The sequence below is a fragment of the uncultured Odoribacter sp. genome (genome assembly GCF_937966165.1).
Lineage (GTDB): Bacteria > Bacteroidota > Bacteroidia > Bacteroidales > Marinifilaceae > Culturomica.
Genome location: NZ_CALCLB010000016.1, coordinates 147,643 through 170,258, shown reverse-complemented (window position 1 = coordinate 170,258; position 22,616 = coordinate 147,643). Strand labels below are relative to the sequence as shown.

Here is a 22,616-nt window from a genome sequence, read left to right as displayed (position 1 = left end):
GTAATTAATTTACTTCTCCGACAACTTCATTTTCTCCCAGCCATTCGGTTTGGATCTCTACCTCAAAGTTCACTTTAGTAGTAAATACATTTCCTTCCAATACATATATTTTTACTAAAGTCACTTTATTTCTTTCCAAAGGTAATTTATCAGCAATAGTGATTGTACGCCCTACACTATCCGTGGGTTTAATATAAAGATTCAAGCTTGTATTCTTAGAAGCATCATTCCCAGGGAATACATAAGGACCAGCGATATGAGCAGAACCATAAATCACATCCTTCCCCTGAATATTATCATAATTGACAAAACCGTCTGTTCCTACAGCTGTCTGACCCGGATTGGTTCCGATAACTACAGCCTGATTTAAATCTGACACATTAAGATCAGCATCTATAGTAGCAGTCCCTAACCGATTGCCTAAAAAATTCATTTTTTCATTCAGACCGGCTAATTTTAACTGAATCACTTCCAAATCCTTATTACCAAAAATATTTTCTCCATCCGGATACACCTGTTCTGTATAAGTAGTCCCGTTTTTAGTCGCATTAATAAATAAAATGTCAATCCGGGATACGGCTCTTTTCAATGTAGCCGTCACAACAGGATTCGCCTGTGAAGTTAAACCAAGCGTATAAGAAGGAAGATTTGCTACAACTCCTTCTCCCAGAAAAATTTCGGGTACACTACCGGTTTTCTGATGCGTATATCCTAAATCATCCGTCAATGTTTGTGAAATCATTGCAGGCATAGCGATATTAGCAGGATTTGCCAAACCATAAGCAGATATAAACCGATAGGTTCCGATCGGTAAGCGCGCCGTACCTGTCAATTTTTTATTATCAGCATCATAACTCATGCTGGAACCATCGATAACCTGATTGCAGATAAAATCATTCCCACTGTCTTCCTGACGGAAAGCATAAATAGAAAAACCAGCATTCGAATATACAGGTTGAACAGAGCGGGTTGCTCCTCCATGTATAAGATTACTTGCATCCATTTCGAATTTCACCGTAGTTAAGTTTTGATCTTCCGGAGATATTTTCATATCCTCCTTTTCACAAGCAGCCATACCGAGTACAGCCAAAACCATAAAAAAATACATTCGCCTCATTCTCATCTCACTTTTTTTTAATTTGGTTAATATTCTAGTTATAAAAATTGAATTTTATCCTTTGAATTTATTCGCAGGAATTATCCTGAATCAAACTTTTCTTAATTTTGAACATTATTTTGAGTTACTAATTGTTTCAGATTATAATCTGCTTCCTGACATCCATTGGCCCTTGCCTCTTCAAAGCAGCTGATAGCTTCCTCCTGCCGGCCTTCCTGCCATAATAAAATTCCCAAATTATTCCATGCCTGCGGACAATGATTTTCTTGTTCCAGACATTGCCGTGCCCCTTCTAAATCCCCTTCTTCCAGGGCTGCAGCAGCCCGGTTAGTATTGATAATTTCATCGTTGGGATAAAACTGAGAAGCAATTACAAAGACCTGATTGAATTCTTCTGAACCCGGAGGATAATTTCCTGCCGTCAAAAACAATTCATTCAAACTAATCTGTTCGGGATGTGCATTCAGCATCTCTGCTATTTCCTGTACCGTATAAGGTTCTTCAATATTGTACCGGATTCCGTAATCTACCCGGCGTAATACAGGATAAATATTCCTTAGCAGGTAACGATAAGTCACATCATTATCTATCTGTTTCAATTGGCTGTCTCTAGCATCAGGGTCCACGGTAGAATCAATAATTTCGATAATCTCATTCCGATAATTTAAATCCGAAGAATCCACCCGTTTACGCAGCCCTTCCCAATCTTCCGGGACAGATTCTACCAAAAACAATGTATCGTTAACCGAATATTTATCACGGATATAGTGGTGTACAGCATTAGCCCGCCGTGCGGCCAGACGGCTGTTATAGGCATAAGCTCCCTCTGGCGAAGCATAACCTTTAAGGCATATTTTTTCCAGTTTTACACGGGGATTATCTGCTACCCGCTCAAAAGACCGGTCTATTTTTTCCAATTCAGCTTGATTATCCATAAAATCAGGCAAAATGACGGCTTTATCCCAAGGGAAATAAATATAAATCGGCGTCCACTGCTCTTCACGGGTCTGAACCGGTGGAATGATATAAGCTACTCTGGGCGGATAGGGAATAATCGCAACAGGTATTTCGGCCAGATCCCGCTGACATTCTGCGCAGCCTTCAATCTCCGGCAACAAAACCAGTCGTCCTCCGTACAAACTTTCATCGAAAGGGATACTTTGATTATAAACGACCACCGATTCTTGCTGAGGTACAAAATAAACCGTCTGATAAGGCTTCTGCAACTTATCTCCGTATAAACGTACTTTTCTGTGATTGACCTTATCTCTTATCTTTCCGGGGAAAAGCAAATAAGGCATCCGCACTGTATCTCCCGTATTGTCAATAATAGCCGGTTGTATTTTCAACTGATCGTTCGAAGGGATGGCCAGATTACTGCAATCTAATACCAAATCCACATCCATTTGAGAACCATTCCGGATTGTCTGTGCATTTACCACTCTTACAATACCGATCTCCCTTTTCCGGGCAGAGGCATCCAACCCTGCTAATAAAATACTCACTATAAATAGAAAATATATACTTTTCATCGCCTGGAATTTTAGCTATTTGATAATATAAACAATAGTTACGCCAGCCTTAGTAACTCCCCAGTAATTGCGGCTTTCCGTCCTGATTTTTTCTCCACAGGCTGCCCGCGGATATTTATCGTCCTTTAATCGGGCATAGCCTACCCCTATAGTAGCACCCAAGTTCCACCGATTATTCAAGACCCACTGGTATCCATAAGAAATGCCGGCTCCGTATAAATGTCCCTGATAACGGTTATTCCGCATATTATCATTGAAAAATAACCCTCCAACATTATATTCTGCATAATGTCCATGCAAACCTATAAAATGACCATTGAATTTTTCACAAAACCAATAACGGAATTCCGGTTGTATCAACCAGTGTTTTAAACGATATTTTCCAAATTTCCATGGATTATAATTACCGGAAAGATCCATCGTCCATCGTTTGCCTAATCCGAACTCAAACCCCAGATTAAGCGTCGTCGTTGCATCATAAAGCAAGTTTGTCTTTACTGCAACTTCTTGACCGTGACAAGTCATTAAAGTTACTATCAAAATAATAGTTACCAACAGAAAATGCTTCATTATTCTCTTTTTCATGCCCTACCCTCTGATTTTCTTTGATAAAAAATAAATTTGTCAGTGTAAATACGTTCTGTTTATCAAGAAGTTACTCTTTAACTTTTTACCTGAATTTTTTAAAGTCAATAAATGAAGTAATAAAATTTTACCTAAAAATTCTTTGGAGGAAAAACAAAAAAAAGATAATAAATGTCAATACTGATTTATAAGCTTAATTAGGAAGATATCAGTAAAAAATATCAGTAAAATGAATTATAAAAAGTATTTATTTTTCTTTCGTTCCGGGTTAAAAAATTTTTTTTTAACTTCTTATAAAGTACACGAAAATTGAATAATCAAACGGTTTATTTTATTTCATTTGTATTTTAAATGAGTAAATTATTTGATAATATTAATATTTTATAAACTATTTATAAGAATATTTTTTTTAATTCTTTTTTTTACATAGAATATTTTCCCTTTGAAAGAATGATTTTTACTATAAAAATTGATCAGAAAAAATCTAACTATTTTTAAAAGGTCTACCTTTCAGCTTTTTATTTCACTTATAAACTATATGAATATCTTAAGTTTTGCTTTCTCAAAGCTCATTTCTTTTCTGACCTAAAACCAGTTCCAAATCTTTTACCATTTGTCGGGCAAATCGTCCTGAAGCTCCCGGTTCTCCCAAAAGCCGGTTAATCTCGTCGTAGTCTGCCAGCATTTTTTTCCGTGCAGGTCCTTCCGGCAGAATAAGCTGTAATTCACGCTTTAAATTCTTTTCATTTAATTGCTGCATCAAAAGTTCTTTTACAACTTTCTTTCCCAAAATCAGATTCACCAAAGAAATATAGTTGACCTTCACAAAAAGTTTAAACATCAGATAACTGAATGCTCCCCCTTCTCCGCTGTAACATACCACCTGAGGAATTTTTAGAATAGCTGTTTCGAGGGTAGCTGTCCCGGAAGTAACCAATGCTGCCCGCGACTGTTTTAATAAACGGTAAGTCTGTCCATAAATAATAGGAATATTCCTCCCCTTTAAATAGGGTTTATAATCATTCTCCGTCATGGCAGGTGCGCCAGCAATGATAAATTGATAATCCGGAAAATGCTTGACCATCTCCAACATCTTCGGTAATACATGTTTTAATTCCTGTGAGCGGCTCCCGGCCAGTAAAGCAATAATCGGTTTAGCAGGCAATTGATAACAGGTAATAAATTCTGAGAAATTCTCTGTCTGATAAGGCCTTTCTGCAATAGCATCTACCAATGGATTACCTTGATACTCCACTTCAACAGCATATTGCCGGTAAAATGCTGTTTCAAAAGGAAAAATCACATACATTCTGTCTACATACTTCTTGATCTTCTTCACCCTGCCTGTATTCCATGCCCATAATTTAGGAGAAATATAATAGAACACAGGCAAACCGAAAGATTTAGCAAACTTCGCTATCCGTAAATTAAAACCGGCATAATCGACAAGAATCAATACGTCCGGTTTCCAGTCTGTTATATCTTTACAACACAAATGAATATTCTCTTTAATTTTCCCCAGATTTTTCAATACCGTCAGAAAACCCATGATGGCGGTATCTTTATAATGACGCACGACCTCACATCCGGCTTCCCGCATCATATCCCCTCCCCAACCGCGGAACTGAGCGTACTCATCATTTTGTTTTAATCCTTTGATTAAATTGGAAGCATGTAAATCTCCTGAGGCTTCCCCGGATATAATATAATATTTCATGTAAACCAGAAATTACAATTATGCAGATTACAGCTTAAAGATTATCTGACATCTGTTCAGGACTCTTAGCAGTAACTTTCCTTTGCAAAGATAAAAAATACACTCAAAATAATTACTTTTGCCCTAAATTAAGACGGATATGATTTTGAAAGGGAAAAAGGCGGCTTACATTACGCTGGGTTGCAAATTAAATTTTTCGGAGACCTCTACCATAAAACACAGTCTGGAAGAAGCAGATGTTATTACCGTTGGGGAAAAAGAAAAAGCAGACATCTTCGTCATCAATACTTGTAGCGTCACCGATATAGCTGAACATAAAGGCCGGCAATTCATTCGCAAAATTATCCATCGTAATCCCGACGCCTATATAGTAGTTGTGGGTTGTTATGCCCAGTTAAGAGCAAAAGAAATACTGGAAATAGAAGGTGTAAACCTGGTACTGGGTGCCTCCGAAAAATTTAAGGTACGTCAGCATTTAGAAAATTATGAAACTACGGTAGAAAGAGAATCCCATTCCTGCGACATTTTTAAACTGTCAGACTTTGATTTAGCTTATTCTTTCGGAGACCGTACCCGTTGCTTCTTGAAAATACAGGACGGATGCGATTATTTTTGTACATACTGCACTATTCCTTTTGCCCGGGGAAAGAGCCGCAGCGCTTCTATCGGGCAGATTGTCCAGGCTGTAAAAGCCGTTGCCTCAAAAGGGATTAAAGAAGTTATACTCACCGGGGTCAACACCGGTGATTTTGGAAAAGATTCATCGGAAAGTTTTATAAAACTGCTCTCTGCACTGGATAAGACTACGGAAATGGAACGTTTCCGGATCTCTTCCATTGAACCGAATCTGTTGACAGACGAAATTCTGCAATTCGTAGCCTCTTCCGGCAGATTTATGCCACACTTTCACCTTCCTCTTCAATCGGGAAATAACGAAGTCTTACAACTGATGAAAAGAAGATATAACCGGGAGCTTTTTGCAGAAAAAATAAATAAAATCCGGCAGTACCGCCCGGATGCTTTTATCGGAGTCGATGTTATAGCCGGAATGAGGGGAGAAACAGAACAACATTTTGAAGACGCTTATCGTTTTATTGAAGGACTGGATATTTCCCAGTTACATGTCTTTCCTTATTCTGAAAGGGCAGGCACAAAAGCTCTCGAAATTCCCCACATTGTTTCCTCTCAGGAAAAACACAGGCGGGTAAATTTACTTCTTCGTATTTCTGAAACAAAATTAAACCAGTTCTATCACCGTTTTATCGGACAAACCCGGCCCGTTTTGTGGGAAGACAATCAGGTAAACGGCATGATTTGCGGATTTACCGACAATTACATAAGGGTAGAATCGCCCTATCGTGCGGAATGGAAAAACCAGATCCTGCCTCTTACCTTAAAAGCAGAAGTCTTCAGGAAAGAGTAATTTGAAAAAAATAAAATTGTTTTGTTTATAAAAAAATATAAACTTAAATCCATGCAAAATACTCCGGCTCATTTTCCGAATTACTATAATTATTGTAGGTAATTAACAATATTTAATTAGACAAAACTCAACAAAATTGTATCTTTGCAATAAGAAATTTTTCATAGTTTGTTTCTGTTTAGGGTTAGTAGTTATAAGTCGTTGGAATACCAACGACTTATTTTATTCTTCTCCTTTTTGTATGGAAAAAATTTTATTTTTATACATTTGTTCTGAAAAACAACTAAACGCTCAAATCATGCAAATATTAGTTTCCGGTGTTGCGGGTTTTATTGGCTCATTCCTTACGGAAGCTCTCTTACTTCAGGGACATCAAGTATATGGGATCGACTCTGTTAACGATTATTATGATACATCGATAAAATATGCCCGTTTAAAAAAATGCGGAATTTTTCCAGGTTCATACGGACAAATTATCCCATCCGGGATTTATCCTCTCTATAGATTCCAGCAATTAGATTTATGCGACAAAAAAAATCTAAATGCTGTTTTTCAAAACAATAAATTCGATTGTGTCATTAATCTGGCAGCTCAGGCTGGAGTACGCTATAGCCTGAAAAATCCGCAAGCTTATCTGGAAAGCAATATCGTCGGTTTTTTAAATATTCTGGAAGCCTGCCGATATTATTCCTGTCCCCGCCTGATTTATGCCTCTTCCTCCTCCGTCTATGGGAACGATACAGAAATACCCTTTAAAGAGACTGCACAAGTGGATCACCCGGTCAGTATGTATGCTGCAACCAAGAAAAGTAACGAATTAATGGCATACACTTATTCTTATCTGTATCAAATACATACGATCGGATTACGATTCTTTACTGTTTACGGACCTTACGGACGTCCTGATATGGCCCCTATGCTTTTTGCCAAAGCGATCGACCGTAATGAACCCATCCATATCTTTAATAACGGGAACTTATCCCGGGATTTTACCTACATAGACGATATCATAAAAGGCATTACGACAATAGTTGCCCATCCGGAAAAAGCCAGACGGGAAGTTGCCGGAGTGCCTGCCGTCATCTATAATATCGGACACGGTTCACCAATAAAATTATTGGATTTTATCCAACTATTGGAAAAATATCTCGGTAAAGAAGCCCAAAAGGAATATGTGGGTATGCAACCCGGTGATGTGTATCAAACCTGGGCAGATACCTCCCGCTTAAAGGAAGATTATCAGTACACTCCTTCTACTTCTCTGGAAGAAGGAATCAAAAATTTTGCCGATTGGTATAAAGCGTATTACAAATAAAAGCCCAAACCGATTCAGAGAAAACCGAAGAAATCCAAGCATCTAAAAAGTCCCTTATTTCAATAAGGGATTAATGTTTTCTGTCCCCAACACAGGAACAGCCCCTCCGAAGTATAACGAATAATTCAGATTTAAGTCAAATCCTGAAGCACTCCGGTTTACGGAATTACCGACAGATACCGGTAAGGTACGGAAAGTCATTATCCGATAAAAATACTTCGGCTACCTTTCTTTATTGAGGATTATCTAAATCTTTTCTGGTTTGAACCAACTTGAACCAAATTTCCCTATCCATCTTTTAAAAACAATTTCTACTTTTAAATTAAATATTAATTTCTTTTATATTAAAAAATATTTTTTAATATATTTGATACGATTTTAAACTTAATCCTATGAAAAAGCCTGTCCTTTTTGTACTGCTTCTGTATATTTCAATTTTAAGTTCCGGACAAGAACTAAACTATAAACTCGATCGAACTTCTAAAAAATACGGCTATACGGATAAAACCGGAAAATGGATAATCTCTCCCCAATATGACCAGGCATTTAAATTCGGAAAAAATAATCTGGCCCGGGTAGAACAGGAAGGTAAATTCGGATATATCCGTAAAAATGGGGAAATTGCCATTCCCTTCGTATATGAAAATCTCGGGGAATTTGACGATGAAAGGCCAGGAGAAATAGCTCCTGCCTGCCTGAAGGGGAAATACGGATATATAAACAGCTATAACAAACAAATCATCCCTCTCCAATACGATTATGCGAGTTCTTTCCGTTCGGGTATAGGTTATGTCAGCCAAGAAAAAAAATACTGGTTTATAAATAAAAAAGGAGAACCTATATCGGAACACAAATACGACTTTATTCTCTATGATCTTGCGAAAAACAGTTATATTGTAAGCCGTGAAAATTACTACGGAGTATGTAATTTATACGGACAAGAGATCATTGCACCGAACAAATATACTTACATACAAAATGAAGACCATTTAACTTCTGTATTCACCCGAAATACTTCTTTTTATATTGTCTGTCAGGATAAATATTATGGCGTTTGCGATTTAAACGGCAAAGAAATTATTCCTCCCAGCAAATACACCTCTATTTCCTGTTGGCAACCCATGGGGTTTAACGAAATAAAAATAGGGAGACATTTTTTTGAAGTGCATCAGGGAAAATATCAGGGAGTATGCGATATCAGCGGAAAAGAAATCATTCCTCCTACAAAATATACAGCTATTTCCTGTTTCGAGAATAATTACTATCAGGTAGAGATAGAGGATAAGAAAGGGATATGTGATTTATTCGGGAAAGAAATTATTCCCCCCGGTAAATTTACATATATTACCTCTAATCAGGATGAGGGGTATTATCTGGTAAAACAAAATATTTATACAGGAGTATATGATCTGAACGGCAAAGAAATTATTGCACCTGATAAGTATACATCCATTTCTGCAGGTATGGATTACTATGAAGTTTCTATCGGAAGCCGGAAAGGCATTTGTAACCTCTCCGGCAAAGAAATTATTCCTGCAAAATATAAATACATCTGTTACGATGAAACAGAAAAAATTTTCCAGTTAACTTCGGACGACAACAAAAAAGGATATGCCGACAAGACAGGATATATCTTTATTCCCTGTCTTTATGAAATACCTTTTGGTACTTCTTTTACAGAAGACTTAATCGTTTTGATACAAAACGGAAAATACGGCTATATCGACAAAAACGGAAAAATCAGTATCCCCTTTCAATACGATATAGCCTCTCCTTTTTCCGAAGGCTTGGCTTATGTTGTTCTCAATCATCAAAGCGGCTATATCGACAAAAACGGCCGGATCGTCATTCAACTCCCATATGAATGGGGGACAGCCTTCTCCGAAGGACTGGCAGCTGTTGGAAACGGAGATTGCGGCGAAAATTACGACGACAGGGTGTATGGTTATATCGACAAGACCGGAAAATTAGTCATTCCTTTAAAATACAAATATGAACCCCGGCCTTTTTCCGAAGGACTAGTCCCTGTCTGTAAAGAGAAGAGTTATAGCTATATTAATAAAAACGGACAACAGGCTTTTCCGGGACTTTATACCTATGCTTTACCTTTTTCCGAAGGACTGGCCTATGTATGTACGGATAACGGGAAAAGTGGATTTATCGATAAAACAGGCAAAATGATCATCCCAGTTCAATCCGACGATCATATAGAATCCAATATCTATCAGTTTTCCAACGGATTGGCTATCGTTATTTCAGAAAATACAGACGGTCAAAACAGAAAAAAAACTTACGGACTTATCGATAAAAAAGGAAATTATTTTAAATCTCCCGTATACGATTATATTCATCCTTTCTCTGAAAAGCTGGCTTATTTTACTCAGGAAAATAAATGTGGTTATTTTGACACAAGCGGAAAAGAATTTTCACTTCAGCTCAACGGACGTTCTTCTTTTAACCACGATATCACGCAAAGAATATTAAAAAATTACATTCAGGTTTCACAAATCAGCTTCAGTGATTTCGCCAAACAATATGTAGAAGATATCATTAATAAATGGCAAAAAAAAGGAGATTATGAAAAAACGGCCGACTGGCAAAAAAGAGTAAACGAACCGAGCCGAAAGCATAAAGTAGAAGAACTGACAGAGGAAGCAGAACAAGCATTCCTATACAAAGCCGGGATGATTTTCCCGGAACAGCTGAACCTAGGTCCATACGATCCAGATCACGAGGTTTATCTGGTAGAATGTGAAAGATATGGTCAAATGCTGTTGCCTGTACCCCTCGGTAAAGCACAGGATTTTCTGTTGCAGTGGAATAAGACACAATTCTATCCCCATTATTTTATCGAAAATGACCGGCTTGCCATAGCCGAGCTGATATTCACCCAGCCAGACGGAATGGCTTACAAATACAGTAATGAAGCTTCTCTAAATTATACGACAACCGAAATCAACTACGATTTCGATTCCATAGAAATTGTCCCCCACTCCCATCCTTCGGAAAGAACAAAAGGAGAGCAACGGATTTCCACAAAGAAAATGACAATGGCAAAATCCGATGTAGATCAGAACATTCCTTTAACAGAGACAAAAAATAAAAATACTTTTGCCATTATTATTTCAAACGAAAATTACAGGCTGTTAGCTCCTGTTCCTATGGCCACCAATGACGGGAATATTTTCAGTGAATATTGCCATAAAACATTGGGAATCCCTCAGGAAAACATCCGTCTCTATAAAGATGCCACTTACGGCATTCTATTGGAAGCAATAAGGGATATGCAGGAATTAGCCTATACCCATAAAGGAAATATCCGGATTCTCTTTTATTATGCAGGCCACGGAATCCCGGATGATAATAAGCGGGACGCCTGCCTGCTACCCGTAGATGCTTCCGGAATCGACAGCAAGGTCTGTTATCCTCTAAAAGAATTATACCGGGAATTAGGCAATCTGAATACACAAAATGTCATCGTTTTTCTGGATGCCTGTTTCAGTGGAGCAAAACGAGACGGTGAGATGTTAACCCAAAGCCGGAGCGTAGCTCTAAAAGCGGTACCCGCTACCCCAAGCGGGAATACAATAGTATTCAGCGCTGCTTCTGATGATCAGACCGCTTACCCTTATTTGGAAAAAGGGCATGGACTGTTTACCTATTTCTTATTGAAAAAGCTACAGGAAAGCCAGGGAGAAGTCACTTTAGAAGAGTTAGGAAATTACCTCTTCGAACAGGTACAAAAACAAGCCCGGGTAATCAACCGACATACTCAAACTCCCTCTGTTACCCCTTCCCCTTCTTTAGGAACGGATTGGGGCAATATCAGACTTAAATAAAAAGTACTATTTTTCATCTCCCGGTAAAAAAGAAATGCAATTAAATTTTATAGGATAAATCTTAAAATTTAGTTGTATTTCTTTTATAATTTATTAGTATTTTTTAATAAATTTGGCCCTATAAATTGAAGTCGTTTGTAATGAACAAAGATATTTTCAAATACCCTATCCGTCATTTCATTCAGCACAAAATCAATAGTGGTGCCGTTCTGCTTTTCGTTGCAATCATTGCAATGATCATTGCCAATTCTCCTTTCCGGGAACACTATAATTCTTGGTTCGCCAAAGAAGTTGTGCTCCAGTTCGGAGATTTCAGTCTTTTTCACAGCCATGGTTCCAACATGAATTTTCTGGCATTGATCAACGATGCTTTAATGGCAATATTCTTTTTCTCAGTCGGTTTAGAAATCAAACGGGAAATTTTAGTAGGGGAACTGTCTTCGCCCCGCAAAGCTTTACTGCCTGTCATTGCTGCTTGTGGCGGCATGATTATCCCTATTTTAATTTTCTCGGCCATCAGCCCTGCCGGTCCGGCAGCGAAAGGAGCTGCTATTCCCATGGCTACGGACATTGCTTTTTCCCTGGGGGTACTCTCTCTCCTCGGCAAAAAAGTTCCTTTAAGTCTTAAAATTTTTCTGACTGCTTTTGCCGTAGTGGATGATATCGGGGGAATCATCGTGATCGGCCTGTTTTACAGCAATCAACTTGTTTTAGAATACTTGCTTTGGTCTCTCCTTTTTATTGGATTATTATGGGGAGGCGGCCGTCTGGGAATCAGCAGTAAATTATTCTATATTTTCTTTGGGATTATTGTCTGGTATCTTTTCCTCAATTCCGGTATCCATCCGACTATTGCGGGAGTAATTGTCGCTTTTACTGTTCCTGCCCGTCCCAAAATTTATCTGCCGGACTATACCCGGGATATCCGTCAAAGTCTGGACCGTTTACCAGAAAAAACAAGTCCCTCTTCGAACATACTTTCAAATGCTGAACTTTCCGTTTTAAAGCATATAGAAGCCACCTCCGACAAAGCCATCAGCCCGCTTCAATCTCTAGACGATAATCTGCATCCTTTAGTAAACTATATTGTCATGCCTTTGTTTGCCTTTGCAAATGCAAGTATCACGTTTTCAGATTTCTCTTTAGGGACTTTAGAAGGAGTGACACTCACCATATTTATTTCCCTGGTATTCGGAAAATTAATCGGTATTTTTTCTTTTACCTGGCTGGCTGTCAAAACAGGTTTACTGACAATGCCTGAAAGAATGAATAAACGGAATCTTTTTGGTATATCTTTGTTGGGAGGTATCGGTTTTACGGTTTCCCTTTTTATCGCCAATCTTTCGTATGCCGGTCTCGGCGAAAACGGAAACATGTTGTTAAATCAAGCCAAATTGGGCATCATTTCAGGCTCCATATTCGCCGGTATATGTGGTTATCTGGTTCTGAATAAAGTATTAAAAAACACCGATTAAAATCAGCAATCATATTCAACAACTCCTTATCGCTTCCGGTTTTCCTTTATTGTAAAGGTTATCTTATCCTCTCATCATTTCTCTTAACCGGCTCCAGCCGGCCGATCTGTTTTCAAATTATTTTCTAAAAAAGAATATATTTCTTTGTTATTCCCTTAAAAACCGCTATATTTGCATCGCTTTTGGAGAGATGGCAGAGTGGTCGATCGCGGCGGTCTTGAAAACCGTTGAAGTGAGAGCTTCCGGGGGTTCGAATCCCTCTCTCTCCGCCAAGAACGAAAGCAAAATCAAGAAAATCCCTGTAAATTAGCAGTTTACAGGGCTTTTACTTTCCGGCAAAAAAGCAAAAAATAGCAGAAATCAGGGACACTCACATATTTTGAAAAATGTCACCAATTTCCAGTCATGTCGTTTTCGTCCAATGGTTTGCTATATTTTGTACAACGCCAAATTCAACTTCATTGCCTACTTTTATCAACCTCAGAACAACTTAAAAAGTATGAGAAAAAAACTTTAAAATCCTGCTTTTCATCAAAAAACAAAAGTGTCTAAAAACGGTGAAACACCTGTTTTATTAAGGGTAACAGTAAACAAATCAAGGGTAGAAACGTCTGTCCATCAACATCCTCTTACGCCCCTATACGCTAAGGAAGTATATAATCACCTAATCAAATATTCTGTCCTCTATAGCACCTTCCCCCGTCCCTGGGTGCTATTCGCTTCTCAAGGATTTCACGGGATTAATCGTAGCAGCCTTGATACTTTGCCAACCCACAATAAGTAAAGCAATAGAGGCTGCAAACGCACCGGCAATCCCAAAAATCCACCCGTTTAAATCGATTCGGTAAGCAAAATTACTTAACCAACTGGACATCGCATACCAAGCAAACGGACAAGCTAAAATAAAGGCCAGAATTATCCATTTCATAAAGCTACCCACTAATATATGCAATACTTCCGTCACTGAAGCCCCATTTACCCGCCGGATTCCGATTTCCTTTACCCGTTGCTGAATAAAGTAAGTAGCCATAGCCAAAATGCCCATCATCGACAAAATAATGGCTAAAACAGAAAAGTAACCGATCAGACGTCCCGTACGCTCGCTGTTTTCATACCATTGATTGATGGTTTGATCCATAAACTCAGCTTCAAACGGGACCCCACCTGCAAACTGCCGGTATGTTTCTGTCACTTGTTTAAATATTTTACCTATATGGGGAGAATCTATTTTCACTAAAATGGACCAAGGCCACTCCCCCTCTTCCAACGGAAGAAACCAAGCCGGTCCGACCTCTTCTGTAAGATCACGAAAGTGAAAATTCTGTACGACACCTACTATCGGTACACTCCTCTCTCCGAAAATATTGCATTCTGTAGGATTTTCACCCAATTCTAATGCTTTTACCCCGGCTTCATTCAACCATAATCCTCGTTTCGATTCTGCCACATCGTTCCTCTTCACCTTAATTCCCATCAATTGAAAAAAAGCCGTATCAATTTTAAATTCCTGAAAACTAAGCGGTTTTTCTTTATACATAAAAGATTGATTGTTTCCGCCATCTACCGGACTTCCACACACAAATGATACTCCGACTACTCCGGGTATTTGAGCAAACTCACTTCGCAACCCCATCTTTTGCGCCCCGCTTATCGCATTGTTATCTATATAAATTATATTCTCTTTATCGAATCCCAGATTATAATTACGTAAGAATTCTGTCTGCTCCCAAATCACTATTGTACAAACGATTAAAATAATCGCTACGGTATACTGAAATGAAATCAAGGCTTTACTGTAAATTCCTTTTGTCTTTTTACGAAAAGCCCCTTTTACGACATCGACCGGATTGAAACGAGTAATCAAATAAGCCGGTGTAATACCCGCAATCAATCCCAAAACCACTACCCCCAGTATAGCGATTCCTACAGCCATCCCTGTGAATTGGACTCCAATCGATACATTTGTATTCAGTAACTGATTAAAAACAGGCTGAAATAACAAACTCAAACCAATAGCCAATCCAAAAGAAATAAAACAAAGCGCTTCCGATTCCAGTATAAATTGCCGGAATAAATGCCGGTTGTCGGTTCCCAACAATTTTTTAATCGCTGCTTCTTTCGCCCGGAATCCTGCCTGAGCTACCGATAAATTATTATAATTGATCATAGCCAACAACAAAATCACAAAGGCAATAGCCGCCAGCAACATCACCAGCATTTTACTATTTCCATGTATTCCCTGTCCGCTTTTTCCGCCAAAATAGGTTTCCGTCAAAGGCTCAAAGGCAAACTCTTTTTTATACCCCCGTTTATACATCCAGTAATTCTCCTGAAAATCTTTTAGCACCAACGGAGCTTTCGCTCTCAAGTCTGTCCCTTCTTTAGCCAGAAAATACAATCCGAAAGAACTATTCCCATTATTCTGAAATAAAGCCGGATTATCCCAAAAATCAGCCAAAAAAGGAAAAGGTAATAAACCGTCACAGGAATTGAAATGGGTATTATCCGGCATATCCTCCATAATTCCCGTAATAATTAATTTAAAATTTCCGTTAATATTCACTTCTTTGCCTATCACTTCCTCATCCCCAAACAATTTTCGGGCATACGAACGGGTGAGTACTACCGAATTCCGGCCTTTCAACACTTCTGACGGTTCCCCCTCCAACAAACGGAAAGAAAACATTCTGAAAAAGGTGGAATCCACCATCAAAAAATTAAACGTAACTTTCTCGTGTTGTAAGTTCTCTATAAAACCGGAATTTTCATGCAAACGGGTATAGCATTCGATCTCCGGATATTTATTTTGCAATTCTCCTCCTATCAATGTTCCAAACCCCGATTGTATTTCATTTACCGCCCGAAAGATCCGGTCTTTGTTTTTATGAAACTGATCCACTGATAATTCCTGACGGATATAAGCTCCTAACAAGATTACAAAGGTCAACGAGAAAGCAAATCCCCAAACAGTGATACCTGTATATAATTTATTTCGACATAGATTCCGGAAAAATAAATTGATATTCGAAAGACTCATTATTTCAACCGATTTATTGCTGTAAAGATAAACAATATTTGTACCATTTACGTATATAATTATAAATCAATCACATACAACAATATCTTTCTTTTATATTGTCTATTTTTTAGACAATCTTTGTAAAAATTATGGACATATATGTATAAGGCATTTTCTTCCGGCCTTATATTATAGCACCTTCCCCCGTCCCCGGGGATAAAACCAACAATATTTATTCATTATCAACAATATACAACATCAAAAAAGAAACTCATTCTTCTTTTTGTCCGTAAAAAATACATATTGTCCGGAAATTTCTGGCATCCCTTTTTTCCCATGAGAGAATTAAAAAGAGAATTATTAACCCATAAATATTGAATATATGAATCCAGATACACCAAGAGAAGGGAAGGGCACTATTGCCATTGAGAAGCAGACGTCTAAAATACCGTCTGGAGTTTATTTAACAGCCGCACTGACAGCTATGGGGCTTTCATTAGCCTTAAAATGTATGAAACGTAACCATGCCGCATTATTTGTCGGACAATGGGCAGCTCCTTTTTTGATTATGGGGCTTTACAATAAGATTGTCAAAACAGAAGGCCACGATTAAATACAGGTCCTCAAAATTTAAGTTGTGCCGGTTTACTTTTTATTTTCAGAACCGGAATTTGTTTCCTACGTAAAGAAAAAACTTTACAAAACAGAACCAGTTCCCTTTCTCTTATAAAAGTTATTCCGGCATAATTTTTAAGAAATCTATTGATCCGAACTTATTATTTCCAACGGATATCCTATAAATAAACCGTTTTCAATCACTCCGGTAATGGCTTTTATTTCCGTTTCTAAATCAGCGGAAATCTGTTCAAAACGGACATCCAAAATAAGATTATTATTTTCTGTAATGACAGGCCCGTCTTTTCCTTTTGCCGGACGCAGAACAATTTCCGTAGCTCCGAGCTGCCGGATTTTATTTTCAACATAAGTCAAAGCGTCCGGAAATACCTCAACGGGAACGGGGAATTTAACGCCTAAACGGGAAACAAATTTCGATTTATCCGCCACAATGCATACTTCTTTACTACTCCGGATTAACAGTTTTTCCTTAAACAAAGCTCCCCCACGTCCTTTCAGCAAATTATGTTCCCCGTCAATTTCATCTGCTCCGTCAAAAGTCCAATCCGGTCTTTTCTCCCAAAGAGTCGTCTGCGGAATATCAAATTGCAAACAAGCCATAGCACTTTCGATAGAAGCCGGAATAACGGTTATATGCAAATTTTCTTCCCGGATTCTTTCCCCTAAAGCCTGTATTGTCAGGTAGACCGTAGAACCGGAACCTGCCCCTATTGTATCGCCGTTTTTGGCTCTTTCTGCCAGTTTCCGGGCTACCCCCTTTTTGGCTTCCCGGTTCACAATCGCTCCTGACCAGCCTGAACGAAAAAGGAGATTATTTTTCCATTGCATTGTCTTCATTTTCAACGTTAATATTCATCTAGCAATTTGACCTGAAGGACGGTCTCATCTTAAAATTTGTATTACGCATATCTTTGCGGTCTTTGGAAAATTTTTTATCCTAAAAGTTTGTATACAATTTATGATTTGCATGATACAAATGAATTTTATTTAAAAGACCGGGATCTTTTATCGCAAAAATAGGGAATAAATGAATAGGGTGTATGGGCTTGCAACCGGATTCTAATTTACCTTAAAAGTATCCCGAAGTAAATTTTCTGACCTCCTGATATTTCAAAGTATTCAACCCCCAAGCGATTAAATCGCAATAATCTGCCGTAGTAGCATTGAAAAAAATTGTGGGCAACAAATTTCCGAACTCTTCCACTAACGCGTCAATAATTTCCTGCTAATTTTCAGCTAAAGCCAATCTGATCACGGGTCTTAAATATTTCATCCAGTCTCCATTTTGCATTTCAGAAATAAAACCTGCCAATTCATTTACATTGGTTCCCCTATTACTCAGCATATCGGATAAAGTAGCTGGCTCAACCGTCTGTATAATATTATCTGACCGACAAAAACATCCCTTATTTTACCTGTCCGGATGGTTAAAATTATAGAAAGGAACCACCTGAAACGGATTTCCATCTCTCCCCATATCTGTAAAAGGAGAAGGACGATATGCCTGAGAGGGAGAACGCCAAATAAGGAAATCGCCGTATTTATCCGATAAAAAATGAATGCCGGCACCGTAATTAACTATCTTTTTACCGGCCTGATGATAAGTCGCATTTCCTCCGGCTCTCACTCTTCGGTTACAATCTCCCTGCTGGTAACCCTTATCCGAAAAGATATTCATTCTTCTGCACTCATCAAAATTTCCGATACGACGGGAATGAGAGAAATCAATCCCTTCTGCAAGCATAACAATTTCATAAAAACCATTTATGACCCAAGCGCCCCTTTGGTTTCTCCTTTTAACTGATAAGCGACATTTACCCCGCCAAAGGTTCATTCGTCTTCTCATTGTAAATATACCCTCCACTTCCTGCCTCATACGGTAGAACACATAAAACGAAGTATACACAAACAAAACATTAAACTTTTCATATCCCCTTCCTCAGTACAATCTTTGCCCTCTCTATTCACCTACTGTAAATTTTATTTTTACATTTTATAATTTAACTATGTAATCTATATGCCAAAAACTATTTTACAAGTACTCTAAATTAAAGAATATGTACTCATTATTAAAGATAAGTGCTAAAATATAACATTCTCTTATAGCAATTGTACAGCAATGGTTATATGCGTCATCATATAATTGTGTGGACAGAAACACCATATAAAGCGTCTCAATCGTAATAAACCAAGAGAAAATCAGGAAATACTATCATACATACTTTGTATCCGAATATAAATTCTTCACTTCATAATTTCATTCACAATAACCGTCATTCTAAAAATTCTGATAAATTGCTATCGTGATACAAAAACACTCAAAAACAATTAAATGAATCAGATGAGCAAAACAAATAAGACTTCTTTCTGTATAAATACACTTATATAGAAAAAACTTTTAATTTATTTCATTTCTACTGGTAGCCAGTAACAGATCCGAAGTAAATATTATACAGCTTTTCAAAAACGAAAATCTATTATAAGCATTACTGAATGTGATCTTTATTTATTCATACGTTATTTTCTGCTTTCCATGGAAATCTTACTCTCTTCCCCGTCACATATTCTCTATACATTTAAATATCTCAACCTATTTCAAAAGTATAGATTAGTTTATATCTTTGAATACGACAAAATCCTAATCAGTCCGATACAATTTATGAAAAATTTCTGTTTACTCTTGCTTTTAAGTCTATTTCCCTTTTCATCTAAACCTCAAATTTATACGCCAGACTGGGTATCTTTAGATAAACGTCCGTCCCCTGCCTGGTTCAAAGACGCTAAATTTGGAATTTTTATTCATTGGGGATTGTATTCCGTTCCCAGCTGGTCTCCCAAAGGTACTTACGAAGAATGGTATAAATACTGGCTTGACAATAAAAAACTATTCGGGAATGGGGATTTTAAAGGTACGGAAGTCTATGATTACCATTCAAAAACATATGGAAAAGACTTTGAATACGCGAATTTCGCTCAAATGTTCAAGGCACAGGATTATGATCCGGAAGCTTGGGCCAAATTATTTCTGGAGGCAGGAGCCAAATATGTCGTCCTGACAACCAAACACCATGAAGGTTTTGCCTTATGGCCCAGTAAAGAGGCCTCACTTGCTTACGGGCGTCCCTGGAATTGTATGGAAACCGGAGCTCAACGGGATCTGGTAGGAGAATACGCTAATGCGCTTCGACAAGCAAACCTAAAAGTAGGATATTATTTTTCATTACGGGAATGGGGAAATCCTCTCTATCAACCCGAGACAATGGCACTCTTCGTAGAAAAACACTTTTTCCCCCAATTCAAAGATTTAGTAAATAATTACAAACCCGATTTAATCTGGGTAGACGGTCCGGACCAATATACAGATAAACAATGGAGAACACCGGAAATACTCGCTTGGTTATACAATGAATCTCCCGTCAAAGATAGTGTTGTTGTCAATGACCGCTGGGCCCAAAATACAGGACAGCGTCATGGAGATTATTATACTTGTGAATACAGTAAAAACAATAGTACCTTCAATAAACCCTGGGAAGAATGCAGGGGAATTGGCTTCTCTTTTGGGCTTAATCAAAATGAAGATATTGAAGATTATACACAACCACAGGCTTTGATATTAACCCTGGTTAATATTGTCAGCCAAGGTGGGAACTTTCTTTTAGGAATCGGTCCAAATGCCAATGGAAAAATTCCACCGATTATGCAAGAACGTTTATTACAAATAGGACAATGGTTAAAAGTAAACGGAGAAGCTATTTACGGTTCACACCCTTGGAAACAAAGTATCCAATGGTCAAAAGGCGATCAAAACTGGCAAACAGAAGGGAAGCTTTATGTCAGTGGGAATGAAATCCTGAAACAAACAGTCGACCCGGAACCAGGATACGCCGTAAAAGAAGTATTTTTCACAGCCCAAGACAACAGTTGTATCTATGCAATCCTTCCCCATTTTCCCCAAGGAAAACTCATTTTAAAAAATGTCTATTCAACACCCAAAACCAAAGTCAGTTTATTAGGTTTAAAGAAAAAAATCAAATGGAAACAGAAAGGGGATAATTTAATAATCAATATGCCTTTGATTTCATACGACGAAGTCCCTTGCAACTACGCCTGGACATTAAAACTAGAAAATGTTATTTAATAAAAATCGGATCGGATGATTTATTAACAACACCAAAAGTTTACAGAACAATAAAACAAAAACAATAATCTGACTGGAACTTACCGGACAACTCAATGAGAAACTGATTTTCGGTTCTGATAAAAAAATACATCTGCAATATTTGTCCTGTCAATATATTTCTCCCGAAAGCAGTCATCTGTTATTCAACTATAAATAAATTTGAACATTTAAACAAATAAAATTCGAATCTCATCGTTCTCCTCCGAAAGTTTTTCACGCTAAAAAAGATTTTGATTCCTTTCCATTTAAAAATAAATTGTTAAAAATTAGGATATTTCTATAATATCTTTAAATTTGTTGTTACATTATGTTTTATTATATTATCATATTCAAATTATTATTATAAATATATCAAAATTGGAATATTTAAATCACAAATTATAACAAAAAAAAATTATTAAATCAACTATACACAAACAAAAGACAGTCAGTCAACATTGAATGATTTTATTTCTTTTATTGTGGTTAAGACAGAGAATAAAATAGAAATTCAACAGATCGTGTTATGAAAAAAATTCAATTAAAATTTCAGAAGGAAGTAATTTCTGTATTATCAGGTACTGAATTATCTAAATTTTTGGGCGGTGCTAAAAAAATTTATTCAATCGATGCTTGTAATACAGAAGAAGAATGTAATAGCATTGTAAACTGTGACAGTCAACAAGAAAGTTGCCAAGGTAAATGTCTTAGCAACGGCCTGGGAGGCGGTAATCGCCCGGTAATTGGGGTAGATACAGATCAATCGACTCCCAAATATTGTGAATTAGCCTATACTTGCCGCTGTCCGGAAACTACATTTTGTCAGGAATCAAACTTGTGTGTATCAGAAGCATTATAAAAATAATAACTGTCAATCCACTTTTAAAATTCCTAAACTCGAACGATACAATTATGAAAAAAATTCATTTAGATTTTCAAAAAAAAGTAATTTCCACTTTATCCGGAAATGATTTATCCCGTTTACAAGGAGGGAATACAGCGTTTTCCTACAATAGTTGTCCGACAGTCGACAGCCAGTGCGGAGCGACCAATGCATGTACAGATCAGGACAGTATCCAGGGAAATTGTCTGAGCGACAACAATGGACACGGAGGAAAGTTACATTATCGCCTAGACCCCATACCGAATAGTGGCAGTTGTGACAGCTGTTATACATACGAATGTCTGTCAAAACATGAATGTGCTCCAATAGAAATTTTACCAGATATTTAATTTCTTTGTTTCATATATTTTAAAAGTTTAAAAATGAACAAAATAAAACTTGAATTCCGGAAAAAGATAATCTCTAAATTATCCGGAAATGAGCTTGCAAAGTTCCAGGGTGGGAACACGGCATTTTCTTATAACGGATGTGCGACTGTAGACAAGCAATGTACAGCCTCCCGGGAATGTACAGACCAAGATAGCTGGCAGAACAAATGCCTTAGCGATATTTATAATACCCAGAAGTGTGAGACAAATTTATGTGAATTTCCGGTAGGACCGGAAGATCCCGGTACTTGCGGATGCGTAACCTATGACAACTGTGAATCTCTATTTATAGCTTGTGAAGCCTTATAAAATACAAACTCAGTCATTCATTTGTAACAACAAATATGAAAAAAATAAAACTTGAATTCCGGAAAAAGGTAATTTCTACATTATCCGGAAACGACTTAGTTCAAATCAGGGGAGGAAATACGGCTTTTTCCTACAATAGTTGCCCATCTGTCGATCATTATTGTCAAGCAACTGGTAAATGTACAGACAAGGATTCTGTACAAACAGTGTGCCTACTG

16 protein-coding genes and 1 tRNA gene are annotated in these 22,616 nt (G+C 37.6%); 10 read left to right on the top strand and 7 right to left on the bottom strand.

Annotated features, from left to right (window positions below; genetic code table 11):
- Window positions 1–4: 4 nt before the first annotated feature.
- From Q0465_RS07400 to lpxB, 4 genes are all read right to left on the bottom strand, one after another.
- Window positions 5–1,123, bottom strand: a complete 1,119-nt coding sequence (locus Q0465_RS07400; protein WP_298614592.1) for a FimB/Mfa2 family fimbrial subunit — start codon at window positions 1,121–1,123, stop codon at window positions 5–7.
- 95 nt (window positions 1,124–1,218) lie between these two features.
- Entirely contained in the window at window positions 1,219–2,649 is a 1,431-nt protein-coding gene (locus tag Q0465_RS07395) for a tetratricopeptide repeat protein (protein WP_298614590.1), read from the bottom strand.
- 15 nt (window positions 2,650–2,664) lie between these two features.
- A complete protein-coding gene (locus tag Q0465_RS07390) occupies window positions 2,665–3,219 on the bottom strand; it encodes a DUF3575 domain-containing protein (protein ID WP_298614854.1) in 555 nt (184 codons plus the stop codon).
- A gap of 577 nt (window positions 3,220–3,796) precedes the next feature.
- Window positions 3,797–4,951, bottom strand: coding sequence for a lipid-A-disaccharide synthase (gene lpxB, locus Q0465_RS07385; RefSeq protein WP_298614588.1), 1,155 nt, complete (start codon window positions 4,949–4,951; stop codon window positions 3,797–3,799).
- 139 nt (window positions 4,952–5,090) lie between these two features.
- Here lpxB and mtaB point away from each other — a divergent pair, with 139 nt between their 5' ends.
- The 5 genes from mtaB to Q0465_RS07360 all read left to right on the top strand — a co-directional run bounded on the left by mtaB (window position 5,091) and on the right by Q0465_RS07360 (window position 13,275).
- Window positions 5,091–6,374 carry a tRNA (N(6)-L-threonylcarbamoyladenosine(37)-C(2))-methylthiotransferase MtaB gene (mtaB, locus tag Q0465_RS07380; RefSeq protein ID WP_298614586.1) on the top strand — a complete coding sequence of 428 codons (1,284 nt, stop codon included), beginning with the start codon at window positions 5,091–5,093 and terminating at the stop codon, window positions 6,372–6,374.
- A gap of 298 nt (window positions 6,375–6,672) precedes the next feature.
- Window positions 6,673–7,689 carry an NAD-dependent epimerase/dehydratase family protein gene (locus Q0465_RS07375; protein WP_298614584.1) on the top strand — a complete coding sequence of 339 codons (1,017 nt, stop codon included), beginning with the start codon at window positions 6,673–6,675 and terminating at the stop codon, window positions 7,687–7,689.
- 392 nt (window positions 7,690–8,081) lie between these two features.
- Complete coding sequence (locus Q0465_RS07370; RefSeq protein WP_298614582.1) at window positions 8,082–11,528, top strand: WG repeat-containing protein; 3,447 nt, start codon at window positions 8,082–8,084, stop codon at window positions 11,526–11,528.
- 140 nt (window positions 11,529–11,668) lie between these two features.
- Window positions 11,669–13,003 (top strand): Na+/H+ antiporter NhaA, encoded by a 1,335-nt coding sequence (gene nhaA / locus Q0465_RS07365; RefSeq protein WP_298614580.1) that lies wholly within the window; start codon window positions 11,669–11,671, stop codon window positions 13,001–13,003.
- A 184-nt stretch (window positions 13,004–13,187) separates the two neighbouring features.
- Window positions 13,188–13,275, top strand: a tRNA-Ser gene (locus tag Q0465_RS07360).
- A 440-nt stretch (window positions 13,276–13,715) separates the two neighbouring features.
- Here the strand turns inward: Q0465_RS07360 and Q0465_RS07355 are convergent.
- Complete coding sequence (locus Q0465_RS07355; protein ID WP_298614578.1) at window positions 13,716–16,040, bottom strand: FtsX-like permease family protein; 2,325 nt, start codon at window positions 16,038–16,040, stop codon at window positions 13,716–13,718.
- A 364-nt stretch (window positions 16,041–16,404) separates the two neighbouring features.
- Between Q0465_RS07355 and Q0465_RS07350 the strand changes: the two genes are divergently transcribed.
- On the top strand, window positions 16,405–16,635 hold the full coding sequence (locus Q0465_RS07350) for a hypothetical protein (protein ID WP_298614576.1): 231 nt from the start codon (window positions 16,405–16,407) through the stop codon (window positions 16,633–16,635).
- 146 nt (window positions 16,636–16,781) lie between these two features.
- Here the strand turns inward: Q0465_RS07350 and rpiA are convergent, their stop codons facing one another.
- Both rpiA and Q0465_RS07340 read right to left on the bottom strand, forming a co-directional pair.
- Complete coding sequence (gene rpiA, locus Q0465_RS07345; protein WP_298614574.1) at window positions 16,782–17,486, bottom strand: ribose 5-phosphate isomerase A; 705 nt, start codon at window positions 17,484–17,486, stop codon at window positions 16,782–16,784.
- 583 nt (window positions 17,487–18,069) lie between these two features.
- On the bottom strand, window positions 18,070–18,564 hold the full coding sequence (locus Q0465_RS07340) for a hypothetical protein (RefSeq protein WP_298614572.1): 495 nt from the start codon (window positions 18,562–18,564) through the stop codon (window positions 18,070–18,072).
- A 753-nt stretch (window positions 18,565–19,317) separates the two neighbouring features.
- Between Q0465_RS07340 and Q0465_RS07335 the strand changes: the two genes are divergently transcribed.
- The 4 genes from Q0465_RS07335 to Q0465_RS07320 all read left to right on the top strand — a co-directional run bounded on the left by Q0465_RS07335 (window position 19,318) and on the right by Q0465_RS07320 (window position 22,398).
- Entirely contained in the window at window positions 19,318–20,796 is a 1,479-nt protein-coding gene (locus tag Q0465_RS07335) for an alpha-L-fucosidase (protein WP_298614570.1), read from the top strand.
- Between the two features lie 547 nt (window positions 20,797–21,343).
- Window positions 21,344–21,676, top strand: coding sequence for a hypothetical protein (locus Q0465_RS07330; protein ID WP_298614568.1), 333 nt, complete (start codon window positions 21,344–21,346; stop codon window positions 21,674–21,676).
- Between the two features lie 53 nt (window positions 21,677–21,729).
- Window positions 21,730–22,050 (top strand): hypothetical protein, encoded by a 321-nt coding sequence (locus tag Q0465_RS07325; protein WP_298614566.1) that lies wholly within the window; start codon window positions 21,730–21,732, stop codon window positions 22,048–22,050.
- 33 nt (window positions 22,051–22,083) lie between these two features.
- Window positions 22,084–22,398 carry a hypothetical protein gene (locus Q0465_RS07320; protein ID WP_298614562.1) on the top strand — a complete coding sequence of 105 codons (315 nt, stop codon included), beginning with the start codon at window positions 22,084–22,086 and terminating at the stop codon, window positions 22,396–22,398.
- Window positions 22,399–22,616 lie beyond the last annotated feature (218 nt).

Bases quoted from the DNA above. Each gene is read 5' to 3' on its own strand.
- Q0465_RS07320 (WP_298614562.1), top strand. From the start codon at position 22,084: ATGAACAAAATAAAACTTGAATTCCGGAAAAAGATAATCTCTAAATTA.
- Q0465_RS07335 (WP_298614570.1), top strand. From the start codon at position 19,318: ATGAAAAATTTCTGTTTACTCTTGCTTTTAAGTCTATTTCCCTTTTCA.
- Q0465_RS07355 (WP_298614578.1), bottom strand. From the start codon at position 16,040: ATGAGTCTTTCGAATATCAATTTATTTTTCCGGAATCTATGTCGAAAT.
- Q0465_RS07400 (WP_298614592.1), bottom strand. From the start codon at position 1,123: ATGAGAATGAGGCGAATGTATTTTTTTATGGTTTTGGCTGTACTCGGT.
- Q0465_RS07375 (WP_298614584.1), top strand. From the start codon at position 6,673: ATGCAAATATTAGTTTCCGGTGTTGCGGGTTTTATTGGCTCATTCCTT.
- mtaB (WP_298614586.1), top strand. From the start codon at position 5,091: ATGATTTTGAAAGGGAAAAAGGCGGCTTACATTACGCTGGGTTGCAAA.
- lpxB (WP_298614588.1), bottom strand. From the start codon at position 4,951: ATGAAATATTATATTATATCCGGGGAAGCCTCAGGAGATTTACATGCT.
- Q0465_RS07325 (WP_298614566.1), top strand. From the start codon at position 21,730: ATGAAAAAAATTCATTTAGATTTTCAAAAAAAAGTAATTTCCACTTTA.
- Q0465_RS07390 (WP_298614854.1), bottom strand. From the start codon at position 3,219: ATGAAGCATTTTCTGTTGGTAACTATTATTTTGATAGTAACTTTAATG.
- Q0465_RS07350 (WP_298614576.1), top strand. From the start codon at position 16,405: ATGAATCCAGATACACCAAGAGAAGGGAAGGGCACTATTGCCATTGAG.
- Q0465_RS07370 (WP_298614582.1), top strand. From the start codon at position 8,082: ATGAAAAAGCCTGTCCTTTTTGTACTGCTTCTGTATATTTCAATTTTA.
- nhaA (WP_298614580.1), top strand. From the start codon at position 11,669: ATGAACAAAGATATTTTCAAATACCCTATCCGTCATTTCATTCAGCAC.
- Q0465_RS07395 (WP_298614590.1), bottom strand. From the start codon at position 2,649: ATGAAAAGTATATATTTTCTATTTATAGTGAGTATTTTATTAGCAGGG.
- Q0465_RS07330 (WP_298614568.1), top strand. From the start codon at position 21,344: ATGAAAAAAATTCAATTAAAATTTCAGAAGGAAGTAATTTCTGTATTA.
- rpiA (WP_298614574.1), bottom strand. From the start codon at position 17,486: ATGCAATGGAAAAATAATCTCCTTTTTCGTTCAGGCTGGTCAGGAGCG.